Here is a 16715-nt window from a genome sequence, read left to right on the forward strand (position 1 = left end):
TGTTTTTGCAAACGGAGTAGGCAAAATGACGACAGTTAGCAGCGATCGCATTCGGATCAAGCTCAAAGCCTACGATTACCGCATTCTGGATAAAGCCGTTGCGGAAATCGTGGATACGGCGCGCAATACCGGTGCCGGTGTGGCGGGACCAATTCCCCTGCCCACCAACATTCACAAGTACACCGTGCAGCGTTCCGTGCATGTGGACAAAAAGTCCCGTGAGCAGTTTGAAATGCGCATTCACAAGCGGCTCATGGATATCCTGGAACCCACGCAGCAGACCGTCGACGCGCTGGGCAAGCTTTCGTTGCCCGCCGGTGTGGACGTAGAAATCAAGCTCTAGCGAGAGGCAGTCATGGCTGAGAAAATGGGAATTTTGGGTCGCAAACTCGGTATGACCCGCATATTTGACGGCGCTGGCGCAGCCGTGCCTGTCACGGTGATTGAGGCCGGTCCGTGCCCCGTCACCCAGGTCAAAACCGCGGATACTGACGGCTACAACGCCGTGCAGATCGCGATGACCCCCGCTAAGGAAAAGCACACCCCCAAGGCTTTGCAGGGGCACTTTGCCAAGGCAGGCAAGGGGCTTTTCCGTCACCTGCGCGAAATCCGCCTTTCGGGCGCGCCGGAGCAGGAGCTGGGTCAGGAACTGACCGTTGAAATTTTCGCCGCTGGCGAAAAGGTCAAGGTTACCGGCACCAGCATGGGTAAGGGCTATCAGGGCCGCATGCGTCGCTGGAACTTCGCAGGTTCCAAAGACACCCACGGCTGCGAAAAGGTGCACCGCAACAATGGTTCCATTGGTAACAACACCTTTCCTGGCCACGTATTCAAGGGTCGGAAAATGGCGGGCCATTGGGGCAATGAAACCGTTACGGAATTGGGCCTGACCATCGTTGACGTGCGTCCTGAGGACAACGTCATTCTGGTCAAAGGTTCCGTGCCCGGCCCCAAGAACGGGCTGGTGCTGATCCGCAAGCAGTAGAGGAAGCAGCAATGGCTACCGTTAAAGTATATGACCAGAACAAGCAGGAAAGCGGTGAAGTTACGCTTGCTTCCGACGTGTTCGAAATCGAGGTGAGGCCCGAAATCCTCAATCTCGTGGCGCGTGCCCAGATGGCGGCTAAACGCGCAGGAACGCATATGGTTAAGACCCGCGCGCTGGTTTCCGGCGGCGGCGTCAAGCCCTGGAAGCAGAAGGGTACGGGCCGTGCCCGTTCCGGCTCCAACCGTTCGCCCATTTGGCGCGGTGGTGCCATCATCTTCGGACCCAGCCCGCGTGATTACAGTTTCAAGGTTAACAGCAAGGTGCGCGCCCTGGCCATGAAGATGGCCCTTTCAAGCCGCCTGGCTGACGAAACCCTGATGGTGGTTAAGGGTATTGAACTGCCCGAAGCCAAAACCAAGCATTTTGCCAAGGTTGCCGACACGTTGGGCCTCTCTAAGGCTCTCATCGTGGCACCCGCCGAAGACAGCGCGCTGACCCGTTCGGCCCGCAATATTCCGGGTCTCACCCTGACCACTGTCGATCGCCTTAGCGTGCTTGAAATCCTCAAGCACAAGCAGCTTGTGCTGCTTGAGGGCGCTGTCGAGTCTGTTCAGGCGCGTTTCGCTAAGAAGGGGGCGTAAGATGGAAATCACTTCTGTTCTGCTCAAGCCCCTGCTGACCGAAAAGACGACCTTGATCAAGGACGAAGCCCAACAGGTGGCCTTTATGGTCCACACCCTGGCCAATAAGCTTGAGATCAAGCAGGCCGTGGAAAAGGCTTTTGACGTTAAAGTGGAAGCGGTCAACGTTGTGCGCCGCGCCCCTATGAACAGGGAGCGCCAGGGTCGCGTTGTAGGCCGTAAGCCCGGCTGGAAGAAAGCGTATGTTACGCTGCGCCAGGGCGATAAAATTGAGTTCTTCGAGGGAGTGTAATCATGGCTGTCCGCAAGCTGAAACCGACCTCCGCGGGGCGTCGCTTCCAGACGGTTTCCGACTTTGAGGAAATCACCCGGACGCGCCCTGAGAAGTCGCTCACCGAAGGCCTTAACAAAAAGGCCGGCCGCAACAATCTGGGTCGCGTTACCAGCCGTCGTCGTGGCGGCGGTGTAAAGCGTCTGTACCGCATCATCGACTTCAAGCGCGACAAGACCGGCGTTGAAGCCACTGTTGCGCACATTGAATACGATCCTAACCGTACCGCCCGTATTGCGCTTCTGCACTATTCGGACGGCGAAAAGCGCTACATCCTCGCTCCGGTTGGTCTGAAACAGGGTGACAAGATCATGTCCGGCATCAACGATCGCAATGGCGTCGTGGCCGACATCAAGCCCGGTAACGCTCTGCAGATGGCCCGCATCCCCGTGGGTACTGTTGTGCATAATGTCGAGCTGTACCCCGGCAAGGGCGGGCAGATGTGCCGTGCCGCCGGTACCTACGCCCAGCTGGTCGCCAAAGAGGGCAACTACGCCCTGCTGCGTCTGCCCTCGGGCGAAGTGCGCAAGGTGCTTGCCACCTGCGTGGCTACTGTGGGTCAGGTGGGCAATGTGCACCACGAAACCATCTCTCTGGGCAAAGCTGGCCGCAATCGTTGGCTGGGTCGTCGTCCCAAGGTTCGCGGCGTTGCCATGAACCCCATCGACCACCCCCTGGGCGGCGGCGAAGGCAGAAGCTCTGGTGGCCGTCATCCTGTGTCGCCTTGGGGTATGCCTGCCAAGGGTTACAAGACCCGCGACAAGAAGAAGGCCTCTTCCCGGCTGATCATCAAACGCCGCGGCCAGAAGTAGGAGTAGCTCATGCCGAGATCGTTGAAAAAAGGGCCGTTTGTTGACGCCCATGTAATGAAGAAGGTCGACAGCGCGGTGGCCAACAGTGACCGCCGCGTGCTCAAGACCTGGTCGCGCCGCTCGACCATCCTGCCCGAAATGGTGGGACTGACCTTTGCGGTGCATAATGGCAAGAAGTTCGTGCCGGTGTTCGTCACCGAAAACATGGTCGGCCACAAGCTGGGCGAATTTTCGCCCACTCGTACCTTCCATGGGCATGCCGCCGATAAAAAGGCCAAGGCCGGCAAGAAGTAGGGTAGGGATATGGAATCTAAAGCTATTGCAAAATTCCAGCGCGTTTCGCCGCGCAAGACCCGTCTTGTGGCCAAGAACGTGCAGGGCATGGGAGTGGAGGAGGCTATGAACCTTCTGCGCTTCACGCCCAACAAGCCCGCTGGCGTGCTTTTCGGCGTGCTCAAAAGCGCGTTGGCCAATGCCTCGCAGCTGGGCGGCGTTGATGTGGATGCCATGGTGGTGAAAGAAATCGTGGTCAACGAAGGCCCCACCTGGAAGCGCTTCATGCCCCGGGCTCAGGGCCGGGCGACCAAGATTCACAAGCGCACCAGCCACATCACCGTTATACTCGCAGAAGGGCAGGAATAGGCTATGGGTCAGAAAGTACATCCGTTCGGGTTCCGGCTTGGGTACAACAAGAATTGGCAGTCCCGCTGGTTCAGCAAGAAGGAATACCCTGCCTTTGTCTATGAAGACAGCAAGATCCGCACGTTCGTGAAGAAGCTCCTGTTTCACGCCGGGGTTTCCAAAATCGAAATCGAACGTGCAGGCGGCAAGGTACGGCTTATCCTTTCCACCGCTCGCCCCGGTATTGTTATCGGCCGCAAGGGTGTGGAAATTGAAAAGCTCCGCAACGACCTTCGTCAGAAGTTCGGTCGCGAGTTCTCTCTTGAAGTGAACGAAATCCGTCGCCCCGAAGTGGACGCCCAGCTGGTGGCCGAAAACATCGCCCAGCAGCTTGAGCGCCGCGTGGCCTTCCGGCGCGCCATGAAGCGCACCGTGTCCATGGCCCGCAAGTTTGGCGGCGAAGGCATCAAGGTAACCTGCGCTGGTCGTCTGGCTGGTGCAGAAATCGCCCGTACCGAATGGTACCGCGATGGCCGCGTGCCCTTGCAGACCCTGCGCGCCGACATCGACTACGGCTTTGCCGAAGCGCACACCACCTATGGCATCATCGGTGTCAAGGTGTGGATCTATAAGGGTGAAATCCTTGACAAAGAGGTAGATCAGTAATGCTTGCGCCCAAAAGAGTTAAATTCCGCAAGTGGCAGAAAGGCCGCCTGCGTGGCCTGGCCACCCGCGGCGCCACCATTGCATTTGGCGATATCGGTCTCAAGACCGTGCAGCATGGCCAGCTTTCGAGCCAGCAGATTGAAGCTGCTCGTATCGCCATGATGCGTCACATCAAGCGTGGCGGTAAAGTGTGGATCCGCGTGTTCCCTGACCGCCCCGTTACGGCCAAGCCTCTGGAAACCCGTCAGGGTTCCGGTAAGGGCGCGCCGGTGGGTTGGTGCGCTCCGGTCAAACCCGGTCGCGTGCTGTATGAAATCAAGGGCGTGAGCCTTGAGCTCGCGCGTGAGGCGCTGACCCGCGCCGCTCACAAGCTGCCCGTCAAGACCATCATTGTGATGAGGGAGGGCATCTAAATGGCCGCCAAGAAAAAGACCGAAACCGCCGCCCGGCCCGCCGCCCAGGATCTGCGCTCCATGAGCGTTGAAGAACTGCGCACGGTACTTACCGAGCAGCGCCAGGAACTGATGAGCGCCCGCTTCAAGCACGCTGCTGCGCAGCTTGAAAAGACTTCCGAACTGAAAGTCATGCGTAAGCAGGTGGCGCGAATCGAGACCGTATTGAACGAAAAGGAACAGAGGGCCTGAACATGCAAGCTCTGGAAGATCGCAAGGGCAGAACGCTGACCGGCATTGTGGTGAGCGACAAGAACGACAAGACCATTGTCGTGCGCGTCGAGACCCTGGTCAAGCATCCTCTGCTTAAGAAGTATGTGAGGCGCCGCAAGAAGTTCACGGCTCATGATCCTATGAACGAATGCGGTATGGGCGACAAGGTTAAAATTGTGGAGTTCCGTCCGCTTTCGCGCAACAAGCGCTGGCACCTGGTCTCCATCATTGAAAAAGCCGTGTAGGGTAGTACCATGATCCAGGTAGAATCGACGCTTCAGGTGGCCGATAATTCCGGCGCCAAAAAGGTTGCCTGCATCAAGGTGCTGGGCGGGTCACACCGCCGCTACGCCTCGGTGGGCGACATTATCGTGGTTTCCGTTAAAGAAGCCATGCCCCACAGCAAGGTTAAGAAGGGCGACGTTATGAAGGCTGTTATCGTGCGCACCGCTAAAGAAGTGCGTCGCATGGACGGCAGCTACATCAAGTTCGACGGCAACGCCGCCGTGTTGCTCTCTAACCAGGGTGAGCCCGTGGGTACGCGTATCTTCGGCCCCGTGGCCCGTGAGCTGCGCGCCCAGAACTTTATGAAAATTATTTCGCTGGCCCCGGAAGTGCTGTAGGAGACCGTCATGAAAATGTATCGCATCCGCAAGGACGACAAGGTGATGGTAATCGCCGGCAAGGACGCGGGCAAAATCGGCAAGGTGCTCAAGATCCTGCGCAAGAAGGATCGCGTGCTTGTGGAAAAAACCAACATGGTTAAGCGCCACATGCGTCCCAACCCCTATGCCCAGCAGCCGGGCGGTATCGTGGAAAAGGAAATGCCGATCCACGTTTCCAATCTCATGGTTGTCTGCTCTGCCTGCGGCAAGGCCACTCGAGTCGGTTACAAGACCATCGAGTCCGAGGGCAAGGAAAAGAAAGTGCGCTTCTGCAAAAAGTGCAACGAAGTCATGGAATAAGGTGATACAATGACACGCCTTGAAAAGATATATGGAGAGAAAGTGGTTCCGGTACTGCAGAAGGAGTTTAACTACTCCTCTTCCATGCAACTGCCCGGCATCGAAAAGATCTCTCTGAACATCGGCCTTGGCGCCGCCAGCTCGAACAACAAGCTGATGGAAGAAGCCATGGCGGAGCTTACCGCCATTGCTGGCCAGAAAGCTGTTGTTACCCGGGCTAAGAAGTCCATTGCCGCATTTAAGTTGCGCGAAGGCATGCCCATTGGTGTGCGCGTCACCCTGCGCAAGGATCGCATGTGGGACTTTTTGGATAAGCTCATGAACTTTGCCTTGCCCCGAGTGCGTGACTTCCGCGGCATTCCTGATCGCGGTTTTGATGGGCGCGGCAATTTCACCTTGGGCATCAAAGAGCACACCATCTTTCCCGAGCTGGAAGCTGACCGTGTGGAAAATCCCAAGGGCATGAATATCACCATCGTCACCACGGCGGCCACGGACAAAGAAGGCAAGTTCCTTCTCGACCAGCTTGGCATGCCGTTCCGCAAGTAGGAGTTAAGCCATGTCCCGTACTTCTCTGGAAGTAAAGGCCAAGCGCAAGCCCAAGTTCAGCGCCCGCGCCTACAATCGCTGCCCGCTTTGTGGTCGCCCCAGGGCTTTCCTGCGCCAGTTCGGCATCTGCCGTATCTGCTTCCGCAACATGGCCCTTCGTGGTGAACTGCCCGGCGTGCGCAAGTCGAGCTGGTAAGATTTCCAGGCGTGCAAACGTCTGGGTGGTGCGCCCTGCGCACCTGCGGGAAGTGACGGCATAGGGCCGTTAACCCCGCTCCCAAACTCTCAGGAGCATTCGATGTTGACAGATCCCATTGCGGATATGCTCACCCGTATCCGCAACGCGCATTTGGCCCTGCACAAGGAAGTGAATGTGCCGCGCTCGAAGATGAAGGAATCTTTAGCCGCCATCCTCAAGCAGGAAGGTTACGTCGAAGACGTGGCCGTGGCCGAAACAAACATTGTCATTACTCTTAAGTACCAGAAGGGAAAGCCCGTCATCTGCGGGTTGAAGCGTGTAAGCACGCCCGGTCGCCGGGTTTATGTTGGCGCGCATCACATTCCCAGGGTGCAGAACGGCCTCGGCATCTGCATTTTGTCCACGTCCAGCGGCGTGCTGGACGGCATGACCGCCCATGAGAAGAAGGTGGGCGGCGAACTTCTGTGCGAAATCTGGTAGGCGGTGCACCATGTCGAGAATAGGTAGACTGCCCGTTGCCGTTCCCAATGGCGTTGAAGTCAAGATCGGAACGGATGTTGTGGAAGTTAAAGGGCCCAAGGGCTCGCTGAGCACCCCTGTCTGCTCCCTGCTCAAATACGAACAGGCTGACGGTCATGTAACCCTCAGCCGTATTGAAGATAACCGCCAGACCCGTTCGCAGCACGGATTGCGCCGCACCCTTCTTGCCAATTGCATTGAAGGCGTCACCAAGGGCTTTTCTAAGGGCCTTGAAGTTATCGGCGTTGGTTACCGTGTGGCGGTCAAGGGCAACATTATCGAGCTTTCCGTGGGCTATTCCCACCCCGTGCTCGTTGAACTGCCCGACGGCATCAAGGCTGCTGTTGAAGGTCAGGTTCTGACCATCACCGGCATCGACAAGGAACTTGTGGGCGAAATGGCCGCCAAGATTCGCCGCATCCGTAAGCCTGAACCCTACAAGGGCAAGGGCATCAAGTACGTTACCGAGACTATCCGCCGCAAGGTTGGTAAGTCCGGCGGCAAGAAGTAGGGGGCGCGTCATGAAATACAGCAAGAACGAATCCCGGCAGCGCCGCAAGATCCGTATCCGCAAGAAAGTCAACGGCACCTTCGAGCGCCCGCGTCTGGTTGTGTTCAGGTCCAACCTGCACATCTACGCCCAGATCGTCAACGATCTGGATGGCGTAACCCTGGCTGCCGCCTCTACCCTGTCGCTTTCCAAGACCGAAGCCGGCCTGCACTGCAATAAGAGCGGCGCCGAGATGGTGGGCAAGGAAATTGCCCGGATGGCCAAGGAGAAGAATATCAATCAAGTGGTATTCGATCGCAACGGGTATCTTTATCACGGTCGCGTCAAGGCCGTAGCCGACGGCGCCCGCGAAGGCGGCTTGGAGTTCTAATATGCGTCAGGAAAATACTGAAACTCAGCAGAACGAGTTGGGCGAAATCGAAAAGATCGTTTCCCTCAACCGCGTGGCCAAGGTCGTCAAGGGCGGTCGCCGTTTCAGCTTCAGCGCCCTCGTGGTTGTGGGCGACGGCAAGGGCGGCGTGGGCTTCGGTCTGGGCAAGGCCCAGGAAGTGCCCGAAGCTCTTCGCAAGGCTACCGAGCGAGCTCGCAAGAACCGCGTTCAGGTGTCCCTGCTCGAAGGCACGCTTCCTTATGAAGTGCTCGGTCGTTTCGGCGCCGGTCGCGTCATGCTCAAGCCCGCCTCCGAAGGTACCGGCATCATCGCCGGTGGTGCTGTGCGCGCCGTCATGGAAGCCGTAGGCATCCGCGACGTCCTTGCCAAGGCCATCGGAACCAACAACCCGCACAACGTGCTTCGCGCCACCATGCAGGGCCTCGTTTCCCTGCGCAGCGCCGAAGATGTTTCGGCCCTGCGCGGTAAGAAGCTGGAAGCTCCGAGGAAGTAACCATGGCAGAAATTAAGGTAAAACTCGTGCGTTCGCGCATCGGCACCACGCCAGCGCAACGCAGGCTGCTGGACTCCCTTGGCCTCAAGCGCCGCGAGATGGTCAAGACGTTCAAGGATACCCCGGCCATTCGGGGCATTATCGCCAAAGTTCCGCATATGGTCGCCGTTGTTGAGTAACGGCCAAAGGATATACCATGCAACTGCACAATCTGTTTCCTTTTCCGGAAGAGCGTAAGACCCGCCGTCGCGTGGGCCGTGGCTCTGGCTCCGGTCTGGGCTGCACTGCGGGCAAGGGCCACAAAGGGCAGAACGCTCGTGCCGGCGGCGGCGTCCGCCCTGGCTTCGAAGGCGGCCAGATGCCCCTGCAGCGCCGTTTGCCCAAGCACGGTTTTAAAAACGCCCCCTTCAAGGTTACCTACGACGTGATCAATCTTGACGCGCTCGTGTCGGCCTTTCCGGGCAAGACCACCATCACCCTTGACGACATCTACGCCCGCGGCCTGGTCCGCATGGGCGCGCCCGTGAAAGTGCTTTCGCGCGGCGACGTCTCAAGCTCCCTGTCGGTGGAGGCTCACAAGTTCAGCCAGGCAGCTGCGGAAAAAATCCGCAATGCTGGCGGCAATGTGACCGAGCTGGAAGCGGTAGCTACCGCTGAATAAATCTGGTGGCCGCGCGCAAGCGCGGCCTCACGGCTTTTCTGGCGTCATTGCCCGCCTTGCGGCGGGCAATGACGTTGCGCACATACTGCGCCGCAGGCGCACAAACGCAACGAGTGTTTCATGGCAGTAGGATCGGCAAACAATATGGCGGGCCAGGCTTCGTTGTCCAAACGCATCGGCTGGACCCTCCTGATTTTGTGCTGCTACCGCATAGGTGTTCATGTGCCCATTCCGGGTGTTGACGCTTCTGCGCTGGCGTCGTTTTTTCAAAGCATGTCCGGCACGCTTTTCAGCCTGTTTGATATGTTTTCCGGCGGCGGCCTGTCCAACGTCTCGGTGTTCGCTCTGGGCGTCATGCCTTACATTTCGGCAAGCATTATCATCCAGCTTTTGCAGGTGGTCAGCCCCGATATCAAGCGCATGGCTAAGGAAGAAGGGCAGGCGGGGCGACGCAAGATCACGCAGTACACCCGTTACCTCACCGTGCTTATCACCCTGGTGCAGGGTCTTGGCATAGCGGTAGGGCTTGAAAACATGACCAGCCCTGGTGGCGCGCCGGTTGTTCTTGCACCCGGCTGGCATTTCCGCCTTGTTACCATGGCTACCTTTACGGCTGGCTCCGTGCTTGTTATGTGGCTTGGCGAACAGATTACAGAGCGCGGTATCGGCAACGGCATCTCGCTGATCATCTTTTGCGGCATCGTTGTGGGCATTCCCCGCGGCATCATCCAGTCTGTGGCTCTTATCCAGGCTGGCGACATGAGCATCTTCATGGCGATAGTCATCGTGGCCCTGATGGCAGCGGTTACTGTGGTCATCGTGTTTGTGGAACGCGCGCAGAGAAGGATCCCCATCAGCTATGCCAAACGTCAGGTTGGACGCAAGATGTACGGCGGGCAGAATTCGCACCTGCCCCTGCGTCTGAACACTGCGGGCGTTATCCCGCCTATCTTTGCATCTTCGCTGCTGTTGTTTCCCGCCACCATTGGTCAGTTCTCGACCAACCACTACGTGAAGCAGGCAGCTGAGTTCTTTTCACCGCACGGCGTTGCGTACAACGTGCTGTATGTGGCCTTGATGTTCTTCTTCTGCTATTTTTACACGGCCATCATTTTTGATCCCAAGGATATGGCTGAAAACCTCAAGAAGAACGGTGGGTTTATCCCCGGCATTCGTCCCGGTGAAAAAACCCAGGAATATGTTGATGTGGTGCTTTCGCGGCTGACCCTTTCGGGGGCCACCTATATTTCACTGGTCTGCCTGCTGCCCATGCTGCTCATCAGCAACTTCAACGTGCCTTTCTATTTTGGCGGCACGAGTTTGCTGATCCTTGTGGGCGTTGCCATGGACTTCATGAATCAGGTGGAATCTCACATGATCTCCAGCCAGTATCAGGGCCTTATGGCCAAGGCGCGTAAGAGCGGCAGGCTCTAGAAGGCTGCGGGCATGCTGCAAAGCTTGCACTGCGGTTTTCACAAGCGCGGATGGTGATGGAATAATGAAAAAATATCACGGCGCATTCATCAAGAATGAAAGGGAAGTGGCCTGCCTGCGGGAAGCAAACCGCATGGTTGCCAACATACTGGATGCCGTGGGCGACATGGTGGCACCTGGTTTGCCTACCATGCGGCTTGAAGAGCTGGCGCGCGACATGTGCGCCGACTACAAGGTAACTCCGGCTTTTCTGGGTTACTGCGGTTACCCCTTCGCCCTGTGCTGCTCGGTCAACGAGCAGGTGGTGCACGGTTTTCCTTCCGCGCGGCTGCTTAAGGAAGGCGATATCGTCAGTGCCGACATGGGCGTTGTGTTTGAAGGCTTTGTGGGCGACGCCGCACGCACCTTCCCTGTTGGCAAGGTGAGCGACGAGATCCACAAGCTCATGCAGGTAACGGAAGAGAGCCTGTACGTTGGCATAGAACAGGCCAGGGCTGGCAATGATGTTTATGACATCGGCGCAGCAGTGCAGGATTATGTTGAGGCAGCTGGTTTTAACGTAGTGCGCCGGTTTGTGGGCCATGGCGTGGGTGCAAAGATGCATGAAAAGCCTGAGGTGCCCAACTTCAGGCCCGGCATGCGCGGTCTGACCCTGCAAAACGGCATGGTCATCGCTATTGAACCCATGGTCACAGTGGGAACGTACGAAGTGGACATCCTGGACGACCAGTGGACCGCCGTTACTCGCGACGGTTTGTGGGCCGCCCATTTTGAGCACAGCGTCGCCATAACCCCCCACGGGCCGCAGATTCTCAGCATTTCGGATCGTGGTTTGAACCGGCACACAATTGAAGGTTGACATCAGAGGTAAAGCTGGATAAAGATTTCCGTTCCCGTCCTCAATTTCGAGGACTGCGGCCTGTTGTTCTATCGTGGCGAAGCCGCAAGCCGGATCTTTATTTGGTCAATGCAATGGTTTCTTATTGGAGATGAGGTATGAAAGTAAGACCTTCCGTCAAGAAAATATGCCCCAAGTGTAAGGTTATCCGGCGCAAGGGAGTGCTTCGAGTTATCTGCGAAAACCCCCGGCACAAGCAGCGCCAGGGCTAGGGCAGGAGACTAATTGTGGCGAGAATAGCAGGTGTTGATTTGCCTCGCGGCAAACGGGTGGACATTGCGCTCACCTACATTTATGGCATTGGCCGCACCACGGCCATGAAAATTCTGGATACCACCGGCGTCAACTGGGAGCGTAACATCGACGACCTCTCCGCTGACGAAGTTAACGAGATCCGTAAGGAACTCGAACAGAACTACAAGGTGGAAGGCGACCTGCGTCGCGAAATTTCCAGCAACATTAAGCGCCTTATGGATATTGGTTGTTTCCGTGGTCTGCGTCACCGTCGCGGCTTGCCCGTGCATGGTCAGCGCACGCACACCAATGCCCGCACCCGTAAGGGACCCCGCCGCGGCGCCGTAGGCAAGAAGAAGTAGCGGCGCGGCTGCGCTTGTCGCAGTTTGTAAAGCGAATGCAGCAATAGTGCTGCCGTGAGGACGAACGGATTTTTCCGCAATGCGGAACACAAATCTGACAAGCTCCATTTAGAGGTTAGTTATGGCCAGACCCAAGAAAGTGGTCAAGAAAAAGGAAAAGAAGAACGTGCCCGTGGGCATTGCCCACATTCAGGCTTCGTTCAACAATACCATCATCACCTTTACGGATACGCGCGGCAATGCTGTTTCGTGGGCCTCTTCGGGCCAGAGCGGCTTTAAGGGTTCGCGTAAGTCCACCCCCTTTGCTGCGCAGGTTGCCGCTGAAACGGCCGCTCGCAAGGCTCAGGATAACGGCATGCGGACCGTGGGCATCTATGTTAAGGGCCCCGGTTCCGGTCGTGAAGCCGCCATGCGCGCCATTTCGGCAATCGGCTTCAAGGTGGCGTTCATCCGCGACGTTACGCCCATTCCGCACAATGGCTGCCGGCCGCCCAAGCGCCGCCGCGTCTAGTTTGCGCCTTGCGTAAACCGCGCCAAAACCGTAAGAGGTAAAGATAGATGGCCAAATATACTGAAGCCAAGTGCCGCATGTGCCGTCGCGAAGGCTGCAAGCTTTTTCTGAAGGGCGACCGCTGCTTCACCGACAAGTGCGCATATGACCGCCGTCCCTACGCTCCCGGCCAGCATGGCCGTGCGCGCAAGAAGGTCAGCGAATATGCTGTTCAGTTGCGCGAGAAGCAGAAGACCCGCCGCGCTTACGGCATTCTCGAACGCCAGTTCCATGGCTACTTCGAGAAGGCCGAAATGCAGAAGGGCGTTACTGGTACCAACCTGCTCGTTATTCTTGAACGCCGCCTCGACAACGTGGTGTACCGCCTTGGTTTTGCCAATTCGCGCAACCAGGCTCGTCAGCTCGTGCGTCATGGCATTTTTACCCTCAACGGCCGCAAGGTGAACATTCCTTCCTTGCAGGTGCGTCTGGGTGATAGCATTGAAGTGCCTGAAAAGAATCGCAAGATTCCTGTGCTTGCAGAAGCTCAGGAAGTTATTGCCCGCCGTGGCTGCCCTGCGTGGCTTGAAGCCGACGGCGCAGCCTTCAAGGGCTCAGTCAAGGCGCTGCCGCAGCGTGACGATATCCAGTTCCCCGTCAACGAGCAGCTGATTGTCGAACTTTACTCGAAATAAGCGGGGGTTCGCATGCTTATAAAACAGGGCGAACGCCTTATAAATGCACGCAACTGGTCCGAGCTTGTAAAGCCCGACCAGATCATGCGCGAAGAAGAAACCGCCAGCGTTACTCACGGCAAGTTTATCTGTGAACCGCTGGAAAGGGGCTACGGCACCACCATTGGTAATGCCATGCGCCGGGTTCTTTTGTCGTCACTTCAGGGTGCGGCCTTCGTATCGGTGAAAATCATCGGTGTGCAACATGAATTCACCACGGTTCATGGCGTTCTTGAAGACATCACCGATGTCATCCTGAACATCAAGCAGGTTCGCCTGCGCATGGATACCGACGAACCGCAGCGCATTACTCTGCGTGTTGACCAGAAGGGCCCGGTGACCGCCGGGAACATTCAGGGCAACCAGCATGTGGAAGTTCTCAACCCCGAGCAGCACCTCGCCACTCTTACCGAGGACGTTGTGTTTGAGATGGAGTTTGAGGCTCGTATGGGCAAGGGCTATGTGCCTGCGGATATGCACGAGGGATTGACCGACGAGATCGGCATCATCAGGCTGGACTCCAGCTTCTCCCCTGTGCGCAAGGTTGCCTACACCGTGGAGCAGGCTCGCGTCGGTCAAATGACCAACTACGACCGTCTGCTGCTGGAAGTGTGGACCGACGGCTCCCTCACCCCAGAGGACGCCATTGCCTACAGTGCCAAGATCATTAAAGACCAGATTTCTGTCTTCATCAATTTTGATGAGCGCGTTTCTGGCGATATGCGGCACGGTAGCGGCGAGAGCGGCGAAATTAACGAGCATCTGTACAAGAGCATTGACGATCTCGAATTGTCGGTGCGTGCGACCAACTGCCTGAGGGGCGCTAACATCGCCCTGGTTGGCGAGCTGGTGCAGCGTTCTGAAGCGGAAATGCTCAAGACCAAGAATTTTGGTCGCAAGTCATTGGATGAAATCAAGGGTGTTCTCGTGGACATGGGCCTTGACTTCGGCATGAAGGTCGATTCCTTCGACAAGAAATATCAGGAATGGAAAAGGAAGCAGCAAAATGAGGCATAGCAATTCCGGCAGGAAACTCTCGCGTACGCCTGCGCACCGTAAGGCCCTGTTGCACAATCTCGCTAAGGCCCTGCTGATCCACGGCAAAATCCGCACCACGGAAATCAAGGCCAAGGAGCTGCGCCGGGTGGTGGAACCCCTGATCACCCTTGCCAAGCGCAACGACCTGCACGCCCGCCGTCAGGCTTACCGTGTGTTGAACGATCACGCTTTGGTTAAGCGCCTTTTTGACGAGATCGGTCCCGTTTTCGCCGGCGTGCCCGGCGGCTACACCCGTATCCTTAAGCTGGCCATGCCCCGTAAGGGCGACAACGCCCCCATGGCCATTATTGAGCTTTCTCGCGCTCTTGAAGCGGCTCCCGCTGCGGAAGCCAAGGCCGCTGAAGAAGCCCCTGCAAAGCCCAAGCGTACCCGCAAGCCCAAGGCTGAAGAAACCGCTGAAGCGTAATTGCTTTTGAGGTTGCATTATATGGACAAAGGGGCGCATGAGCGCCCCTTTGTCGTTTCGTCTGCCTTGTGGAAGCAACTGTCCAATTTGAATCCCAAACAGCATCCGTTTTTTTGACGGTGCTTTTGCAAAATTGCAAGGCCCTGCACTTGCAGCTGCGTTTTAACGCAGGCAAGTGCCCCAGCGGCATCTCTTCATACATTATGCCTCATCTTTGCCACGACAGTGCAGCACTGGATATTTGCCTTACCGTTGCTGTACTGTTTCAAATATGGCGGCATACCGCGCGTGGATGTATAAAAAAACATCAAACATGCATGCCAGTCTGGCCCATATAGCGCTGCAGGGCTCGGCGGCAATTTGGTTTGTCTGTGTTGGAATATACCGCTGCTGCAGCAATGCCCCGCACAGCTGCCGCTGAATTGCGAACAGGACGTGGATCGGGGCATTTTGCCTCTACCTTGGTGCCTGAGGCGCAGCATGTCATGTGCTCGATTTGCTGGTCAGCTTTCACCATAGTTCATCACGCCCAAAGTCACGCTCTTAAGCCAAGGGGCATATAATGTCGCGGCCGGTCGTGTTTGATTCTTCGATGCCGTGCGACCTGGCGCAGGCTTCCGGCAGGCCGCGTCTCGTGCATTTTGCAGCTCCATAGCTGTCTGCATTAAAAAAAAGCAGTAAACCTGGCGGCATACTGCTGTTTGAAGATATGCCTCGCAAGTCAGGCAAGTACAAATATTTCAGTTAGGGCTCGGCATTTTCAAGCATGCCGTCAACCCAGCGCGCCATGCGCGCGGTCTGCTCAAGATACCACAGTGACGCCATAAGCGGAGAAAGCGTACCTCCGTCCGGGTCATACATGGCGAGCGAGCCGCTTTTGCGCAGCGTATCCCATGCGCCAAGGGCTTCAGTAAACGCTTTGGCGCGTTCAGGGTTCAGCGTGGGGGCCACGCGGTTGCGCTGGGCCGCCATGCGCGTTTCAAGGCGTTCCTGTTCCGCGGCCATGCAGTCCTGCATGGCGGTGGTTGTGCCTGCGGCTTCATCCATGCAGGCTTGATAGGTCTGGCTGAACAGGCTTTCTGCTGGCGGGGCCGGGTCCTGCGGCTCGGCGTTGTTGGCGGCCGGTTCCGCGCCGGGTTGCGCAATAACCGCCTGCGGTGCTGCCTCGGCGGCCAGAGCCTGGGTTGCAAAAAGCAGCACAGCGCAAAAAGCCCCAGTTGCGGCCAGATTGGTCAAAAAAGTTGCGAAGGATTGACGAGCAAGCGACATCCCTGACTCCTTGGCAATTAAGTCGTATATTTAGAGAGTGTACGCGTGGGCTGTGCCTTGCGCAAGCCTTCTTACCTGTATTCCCTTCCAGACCAGAGCACGCGCCCAATGACCCGGAACTGATCCGCGCAGTCTCCGCGCAGGTCAAGGCTCACTGGGGGGTACGCCGGGTTGACGCTGTGCAGTATAATTTTGCCGGGGAGTTTGTCTATGCGCTTTATGTAGATGGCATCTTCAAACCCAACGGCATAGAGACGCCCTGGGCTGATTTCTGTTTGCCCTCGGTCAAGCAACACCAGGTCGTTGTCAAAAATTTCAGGAACCATGCTGTCGCCGGAAACCCGCATAAGCACCATGCGCCTGGGGTTGCCCTTGCGCCGCAAAAAATCGCCCCGGAAGGCATAGCTGCCCTGGCTGTGACTATTTACTTCAAGGCTGCCGGTGCCAGCGGAAAGTCTGGCCTCGGCAAGGGGTATGCTGATGAGGTCTGCCTCGCAATCGGCCTGAATGCTGGGCAGCTCGCCGTCCGCCGCCTCGGGAAGGCGCATGGGCCCGCAGCCGAAAAAAAGCCAGTGAGCGTTGACGCCTGTTTGCGCGGCGCAGCCCTGTATCCACGCTGGCGGAACGTCGCCGCGTTTACGCGCGCCGCTGACCGACTGGGGGGTTATGCCCAATGCTCTGGCCAGTTCCGCATCGCTTACAACGCTCAGGGCCTGCATAAGCCTATGCAATGTTTCTTTAAAATCAGCTTTTTCCGGCATAACGCTCCTCGCATCGCACGCAAAATGGTGTCTCCGCGCACGTTTTCGGCGGGGTA

The 16715-nt window shown here is 57.2% G+C and carries 31 protein-coding genes; 29 read left to right on the plus strand and 2 right to left on the minus strand.

Translation table 11 applies throughout. From position 1 onward, the window contains the following. Nucleotides 1-25 precede the first annotated feature (25 nt). The 29 genes from rpsJ to rplQ all read left to right on the plus strand — a co-directional run bounded on the left by rpsJ (nucleotide 26) and on the right by rplQ (nucleotide 14629). A complete protein-coding gene (gene rpsJ / locus DDIC_RS04075) occupies nucleotides 26-343 on the plus strand; it encodes a 30S ribosomal protein S10 (protein ID WP_022658146.1) in 318 nt (105 codons plus the stop codon). A 12-nt stretch (nucleotides 344-355) separates the two neighbouring features. After that, on the plus strand, nucleotides 356-985 hold the full coding sequence (rplC, locus tag DDIC_RS04080; protein WP_136399266.1) for a 50S ribosomal protein L3: 630 nt from the start codon (nucleotides 356-358) through the stop codon (nucleotides 983-985). Between the two features lie 11 nt (nucleotides 986-996). After that, a complete protein-coding gene (gene rplD, locus DDIC_RS04085) occupies nucleotides 997-1629 on the plus strand; it encodes a 50S ribosomal protein L4 (protein ID WP_136399267.1) in 633 nt (210 codons plus the stop codon). Nucleotide 1630: 1 nt separating this feature from the next. Then, a complete protein-coding gene (rplW, locus tag DDIC_RS04090) occupies nucleotides 1631-1921 on the plus strand; it encodes a 50S ribosomal protein L23 (protein ID WP_136399268.1) in 291 nt (96 codons plus the stop codon). 2 nt (nucleotides 1922-1923) lie between these two features. After that, nucleotides 1924-2772: a 50S ribosomal protein L2 gene (gene rplB / locus DDIC_RS04095; protein ID WP_136399269.1), complete on the plus strand. Its 849-nt coding sequence runs from the start codon at nucleotides 1924-1926 to the stop codon at nucleotides 2770-2772. A gap of 9 nt (nucleotides 2773-2781) precedes the next feature. Next, nucleotides 2782-3066, plus strand: a complete 285-nt coding sequence (gene rpsS / locus DDIC_RS04100) for a 30S ribosomal protein S19 (RefSeq protein ID WP_136399270.1) — start codon at nucleotides 2782-2784, stop codon at nucleotides 3064-3066. 9 nt (nucleotides 3067-3075) lie between these two features. Continuing rightward, nucleotides 3076-3414 (plus strand): 50S ribosomal protein L22, encoded by a 339-nt coding sequence (rplV, locus tag DDIC_RS04105; RefSeq protein WP_136399271.1) that lies wholly within the window; start codon nucleotides 3076-3078, stop codon nucleotides 3412-3414. Between the two features lie 3 nt (nucleotides 3415-3417). Continuing rightward, nucleotides 3418-4059, plus strand: a complete 642-nt coding sequence (rpsC, locus tag DDIC_RS04110) for a 30S ribosomal protein S3 (protein ID WP_136399272.1) — start codon at nucleotides 3418-3420, stop codon at nucleotides 4057-4059. Continuing rightward, nucleotides 4059-4472 (plus strand): 50S ribosomal protein L16, encoded by a 414-nt coding sequence (gene rplP / locus DDIC_RS04115; protein ID WP_136399273.1) that lies wholly within the window; start codon nucleotides 4059-4061, stop codon nucleotides 4470-4472. The genes rpsC and rplP overlap by 1 nt, the downstream gene beginning before the upstream one ends. Beyond that, nucleotides 4473-4703 (plus strand): 50S ribosomal protein L29, encoded by a 231-nt coding sequence (gene rpmC / locus DDIC_RS04120; RefSeq protein WP_136399274.1) that lies wholly within the window; start codon nucleotides 4473-4475, stop codon nucleotides 4701-4703. It begins immediately after the preceding gene. Between the two features lie 2 nt (nucleotides 4704-4705). Continuing rightward, the gene (gene rpsQ, locus DDIC_RS04125) at nucleotides 4706-4969 is read left to right on the plus strand and encodes a 30S ribosomal protein S17 (RefSeq protein ID WP_012624303.1); all 264 of its coding nucleotides are present in this window, start codon (nucleotides 4706-4708) and stop codon (nucleotides 4967-4969) included. Nucleotides 4970-4978: 9 nt separating this feature from the next. Then, a complete protein-coding gene (gene rplN / locus DDIC_RS04130; protein WP_022658157.1) occupies nucleotides 4979-5347 on the plus strand; it encodes a 50S ribosomal protein L14 in 369 nt (122 codons plus the stop codon). A 9-nt stretch (nucleotides 5348-5356) separates the two neighbouring features. Continuing rightward, complete coding sequence (rplX, locus tag DDIC_RS04135; RefSeq protein WP_022658158.1) at nucleotides 5357-5689, plus strand: 50S ribosomal protein L24; 333 nt, start codon at nucleotides 5357-5359, stop codon at nucleotides 5687-5689. Nucleotides 5690-5698: 9 nt separating this feature from the next. Next, complete coding sequence (rplE, locus tag DDIC_RS04140) at nucleotides 5699-6238, plus strand: 50S ribosomal protein L5 (protein ID WP_136399275.1); 540 nt, start codon at nucleotides 5699-5701, stop codon at nucleotides 6236-6238. A 10-nt stretch (nucleotides 6239-6248) separates the two neighbouring features. Next, on the plus strand, nucleotides 6249-6434 hold the full coding sequence (locus DDIC_RS04145) for a type Z 30S ribosomal protein S14 (protein ID WP_012624307.1): 186 nt from the start codon (nucleotides 6249-6251) through the stop codon (nucleotides 6432-6434). A gap of 102 nt (nucleotides 6435-6536) precedes the next feature. Further along, nucleotides 6537-6917, plus strand: coding sequence for a 30S ribosomal protein S8 (rpsH, locus tag DDIC_RS04150; RefSeq protein ID WP_136399276.1), 381 nt, complete (start codon nucleotides 6537-6539; stop codon nucleotides 6915-6917). 10 nt (nucleotides 6918-6927) lie between these two features. After that, entirely contained in the window at nucleotides 6928-7467 is a 540-nt protein-coding gene (gene rplF, locus DDIC_RS04155; RefSeq protein ID WP_136399277.1) for a 50S ribosomal protein L6, read from the plus strand. 10 nt (nucleotides 7468-7477) lie between these two features. Continuing rightward, nucleotides 7478-7837 (plus strand): 50S ribosomal protein L18, encoded by a 360-nt coding sequence (gene rplR, locus DDIC_RS04160; RefSeq protein ID WP_136399278.1) that lies wholly within the window; start codon nucleotides 7478-7480, stop codon nucleotides 7835-7837. A 1-nt stretch (nucleotide 7838) separates the two neighbouring features. Beyond that, the gene (gene rpsE / locus DDIC_RS04165; RefSeq protein ID WP_136399279.1) at nucleotides 7839-8351 is read left to right on the plus strand and encodes a 30S ribosomal protein S5; all 513 of its coding nucleotides are present in this window, start codon (nucleotides 7839-7841) and stop codon (nucleotides 8349-8351) included. A 2-nt stretch (nucleotides 8352-8353) separates the two neighbouring features. Further along, nucleotides 8354-8530, plus strand: coding sequence for a 50S ribosomal protein L30 (gene rpmD / locus DDIC_RS04170; protein WP_136399280.1), 177 nt, complete (start codon nucleotides 8354-8356; stop codon nucleotides 8528-8530). A 17-nt stretch (nucleotides 8531-8547) separates the two neighbouring features. Continuing rightward, a complete protein-coding gene (gene rplO / locus DDIC_RS04175) occupies nucleotides 8548-9012 on the plus strand; it encodes a 50S ribosomal protein L15 (protein ID WP_136399281.1) in 465 nt (154 codons plus the stop codon). Nucleotides 9013-9132: 120 nt separating this feature from the next. Then, nucleotides 9133-10446 carry a preprotein translocase subunit SecY gene (gene secY, locus DDIC_RS04180; protein WP_136399282.1) on the plus strand — a complete coding sequence of 438 codons (1314 nt, stop codon included), beginning with the start codon at nucleotides 9133-9135 and terminating at the stop codon, nucleotides 10444-10446. Between the two features lie 64 nt (nucleotides 10447-10510). Continuing rightward, a complete protein-coding gene (gene map / locus DDIC_RS04185) occupies nucleotides 10511-11305 on the plus strand; it encodes a type I methionyl aminopeptidase (RefSeq protein ID WP_136399283.1) in 795 nt (264 codons plus the stop codon). 137 nt (nucleotides 11306-11442) lie between these two features. Further along, the gene (gene rpmJ, locus DDIC_RS04190) at nucleotides 11443-11556 is read left to right on the plus strand and encodes a 50S ribosomal protein L36 (RefSeq protein WP_005027799.1); all 114 of its coding nucleotides are present in this window, start codon (nucleotides 11443-11445) and stop codon (nucleotides 11554-11556) included. 15 nt (nucleotides 11557-11571) lie between these two features. After that, a complete protein-coding gene (gene rpsM, locus DDIC_RS04195; protein WP_136399284.1) occupies nucleotides 11572-11940 on the plus strand; it encodes a 30S ribosomal protein S13 in 369 nt (122 codons plus the stop codon). Nucleotides 11941-12061: 121 nt separating this feature from the next. Further along, nucleotides 12062-12451 carry a 30S ribosomal protein S11 gene (gene rpsK / locus DDIC_RS04200; protein WP_136399285.1) on the plus strand — a complete coding sequence of 130 codons (390 nt, stop codon included), beginning with the start codon at nucleotides 12062-12064 and terminating at the stop codon, nucleotides 12449-12451. 47 nt (nucleotides 12452-12498) lie between these two features. Continuing rightward, nucleotides 12499-13125: a 30S ribosomal protein S4 gene (gene rpsD, locus DDIC_RS04205; protein WP_136399286.1), complete on the plus strand. Its 627-nt coding sequence runs from the start codon at nucleotides 12499-12501 to the stop codon at nucleotides 13123-13125. Nucleotides 13126-13137: 12 nt separating this feature from the next. Next, nucleotides 13138-14181, plus strand: a complete 1044-nt coding sequence (locus tag DDIC_RS04210; RefSeq protein ID WP_136399287.1) for a DNA-directed RNA polymerase subunit alpha — start codon at nucleotides 13138-13140, stop codon at nucleotides 14179-14181. Continuing rightward, nucleotides 14171-14629, plus strand: a complete 459-nt coding sequence (rplQ, locus tag DDIC_RS04215) for a 50S ribosomal protein L17 (RefSeq protein ID WP_136399288.1) — start codon at nucleotides 14171-14173, stop codon at nucleotides 14627-14629. Before DDIC_RS04210 ends, rplQ begins: the two co-directional genes overlap by 11 nt. 744 nt (nucleotides 14630-15373) lie before the next feature. Here the strand turns inward: rplQ and DDIC_RS04220 are convergent. Then, nucleotides 15374-15898: a lysozyme inhibitor LprI family protein gene (locus tag DDIC_RS04220; RefSeq protein ID WP_136399289.1), complete on the minus strand. Its 525-nt coding sequence runs from the start codon at nucleotides 15896-15898 to the stop codon at nucleotides 15374-15376. Nucleotides 15899-15969: 71 nt separating this feature from the next. Further along, nucleotides 15970-16659 carry a LexA family transcriptional regulator gene (locus tag DDIC_RS04225; protein WP_136399290.1) on the minus strand — a complete coding sequence of 230 codons (690 nt, stop codon included), beginning with the start codon at nucleotides 16657-16659 and terminating at the stop codon, nucleotides 15970-15972. Nucleotides 16660-16715: the final 56 nt, after the last annotated feature.

The sequence above is a fragment of the Desulfovibrio desulfuricans genome, from assembly GCF_004801255.1.
Taxonomy (GTDB): domain Bacteria; phylum Desulfobacterota; class Desulfovibrionia; order Desulfovibrionales; family Desulfovibrionaceae; genus Desulfovibrio; species Desulfovibrio desulfuricans_C.

Excerpts from the sequence above, each read along its gene's own strand:
- rpsJ (WP_022658146.1), top strand. The coding sequence starts at position 26 with ATGACGACAGTTAGCAGCGATCGCATTCGGATCAAGCTCAAAGCCTAC.
- rplC (WP_136399266.1), top strand. The coding sequence starts at position 356 with ATGGCTGAGAAAATGGGAATTTTGGGTCGCAAACTCGGTATGACCCGC.
- rplD (WP_136399267.1), top strand. The coding sequence starts at position 997 with ATGGCTACCGTTAAAGTATATGACCAGAACAAGCAGGAAAGCGGTGAA.
- rplW (WP_136399268.1), top strand. The coding sequence starts at position 1,631 with ATGGAAATCACTTCTGTTCTGCTCAAGCCCCTGCTGACCGAAAAGACG.
- rplB (WP_136399269.1), top strand. The coding sequence starts at position 1,924 with ATGGCTGTCCGCAAGCTGAAACCGACCTCCGCGGGGCGTCGCTTCCAG.
- rpsS (WP_136399270.1), top strand. The coding sequence starts at position 2,782 with ATGCCGAGATCGTTGAAAAAAGGGCCGTTTGTTGACGCCCATGTAATG.
- rplV (WP_136399271.1), top strand. The coding sequence starts at position 3,076 with ATGGAATCTAAAGCTATTGCAAAATTCCAGCGCGTTTCGCCGCGCAAG.
- rpsC (WP_136399272.1), top strand. The coding sequence starts at position 3,418 with ATGGGTCAGAAAGTACATCCGTTCGGGTTCCGGCTTGGGTACAACAAG.
- rplP (WP_136399273.1), top strand. The coding sequence starts at position 4,059 with ATGCTTGCGCCCAAAAGAGTTAAATTCCGCAAGTGGCAGAAAGGCCGC.
- rpmC (WP_136399274.1), top strand. The coding sequence starts at position 4,473 with ATGGCCGCCAAGAAAAAGACCGAAACCGCCGCCCGGCCCGCCGCCCAG.
- rpsQ (WP_012624303.1), top strand. The coding sequence starts at position 4,706 with ATGCAAGCTCTGGAAGATCGCAAGGGCAGAACGCTGACCGGCATTGTG.
- rplN (WP_022658157.1), top strand. The coding sequence starts at position 4,979 with ATGATCCAGGTAGAATCGACGCTTCAGGTGGCCGATAATTCCGGCGCC.
- rplX (WP_022658158.1), top strand. The coding sequence starts at position 5,357 with ATGAAAATGTATCGCATCCGCAAGGACGACAAGGTGATGGTAATCGCC.
- rplE (WP_136399275.1), top strand. The coding sequence starts at position 5,699 with ATGACACGCCTTGAAAAGATATATGGAGAGAAAGTGGTTCCGGTACTG.
- DDIC_RS04145 (WP_012624307.1), top strand. The coding sequence starts at position 6,249 with ATGTCCCGTACTTCTCTGGAAGTAAAGGCCAAGCGCAAGCCCAAGTTC.
- rpsH (WP_136399276.1), top strand. The coding sequence starts at position 6,537 with ATGTTGACAGATCCCATTGCGGATATGCTCACCCGTATCCGCAACGCG.
- rplF (WP_136399277.1), top strand. The coding sequence starts at position 6,928 with ATGTCGAGAATAGGTAGACTGCCCGTTGCCGTTCCCAATGGCGTTGAA.
- rplR (WP_136399278.1), top strand. The coding sequence starts at position 7,478 with ATGAAATACAGCAAGAACGAATCCCGGCAGCGCCGCAAGATCCGTATC.
- rpsE (WP_136399279.1), top strand. The coding sequence starts at position 7,839 with ATGCGTCAGGAAAATACTGAAACTCAGCAGAACGAGTTGGGCGAAATC.
- rpmD (WP_136399280.1), top strand. The coding sequence starts at position 8,354 with ATGGCAGAAATTAAGGTAAAACTCGTGCGTTCGCGCATCGGCACCACG.
- rplO (WP_136399281.1), top strand. The coding sequence starts at position 8,548 with ATGCAACTGCACAATCTGTTTCCTTTTCCGGAAGAGCGTAAGACCCGC.
- secY (WP_136399282.1), top strand. The coding sequence starts at position 9,133 with ATGGCAGTAGGATCGGCAAACAATATGGCGGGCCAGGCTTCGTTGTCC.
- map (WP_136399283.1), top strand. The coding sequence starts at position 10,511 with ATGAAAAAATATCACGGCGCATTCATCAAGAATGAAAGGGAAGTGGCC.
- rpmJ (WP_005027799.1), top strand. The coding sequence starts at position 11,443 with ATGAAAGTAAGACCTTCCGTCAAGAAAATATGCCCCAAGTGTAAGGTT.
- rpsK (WP_136399285.1), top strand. The coding sequence starts at position 12,062 with ATGGCCAGACCCAAGAAAGTGGTCAAGAAAAAGGAAAAGAAGAACGTG.
- rpsD (WP_136399286.1), top strand. The coding sequence starts at position 12,499 with ATGGCCAAATATACTGAAGCCAAGTGCCGCATGTGCCGTCGCGAAGGC.
- DDIC_RS04210 (WP_136399287.1), top strand. The coding sequence starts at position 13,138 with ATGCTTATAAAACAGGGCGAACGCCTTATAAATGCACGCAACTGGTCC.
- rplQ (WP_136399288.1), top strand. The coding sequence starts at position 14,171 with ATGAGGCATAGCAATTCCGGCAGGAAACTCTCGCGTACGCCTGCGCAC.
- DDIC_RS04220 (WP_136399289.1), bottom strand. The coding sequence starts at position 15,898 with ATGTCGCTTGCTCGTCAATCCTTCGCAACTTTTTTGACCAATCTGGCC.
- DDIC_RS04225 (WP_136399290.1), bottom strand. The coding sequence starts at position 16,659 with ATGCCGGAAAAAGCTGATTTTAAAGAAACATTGCATAGGCTTATGCAG.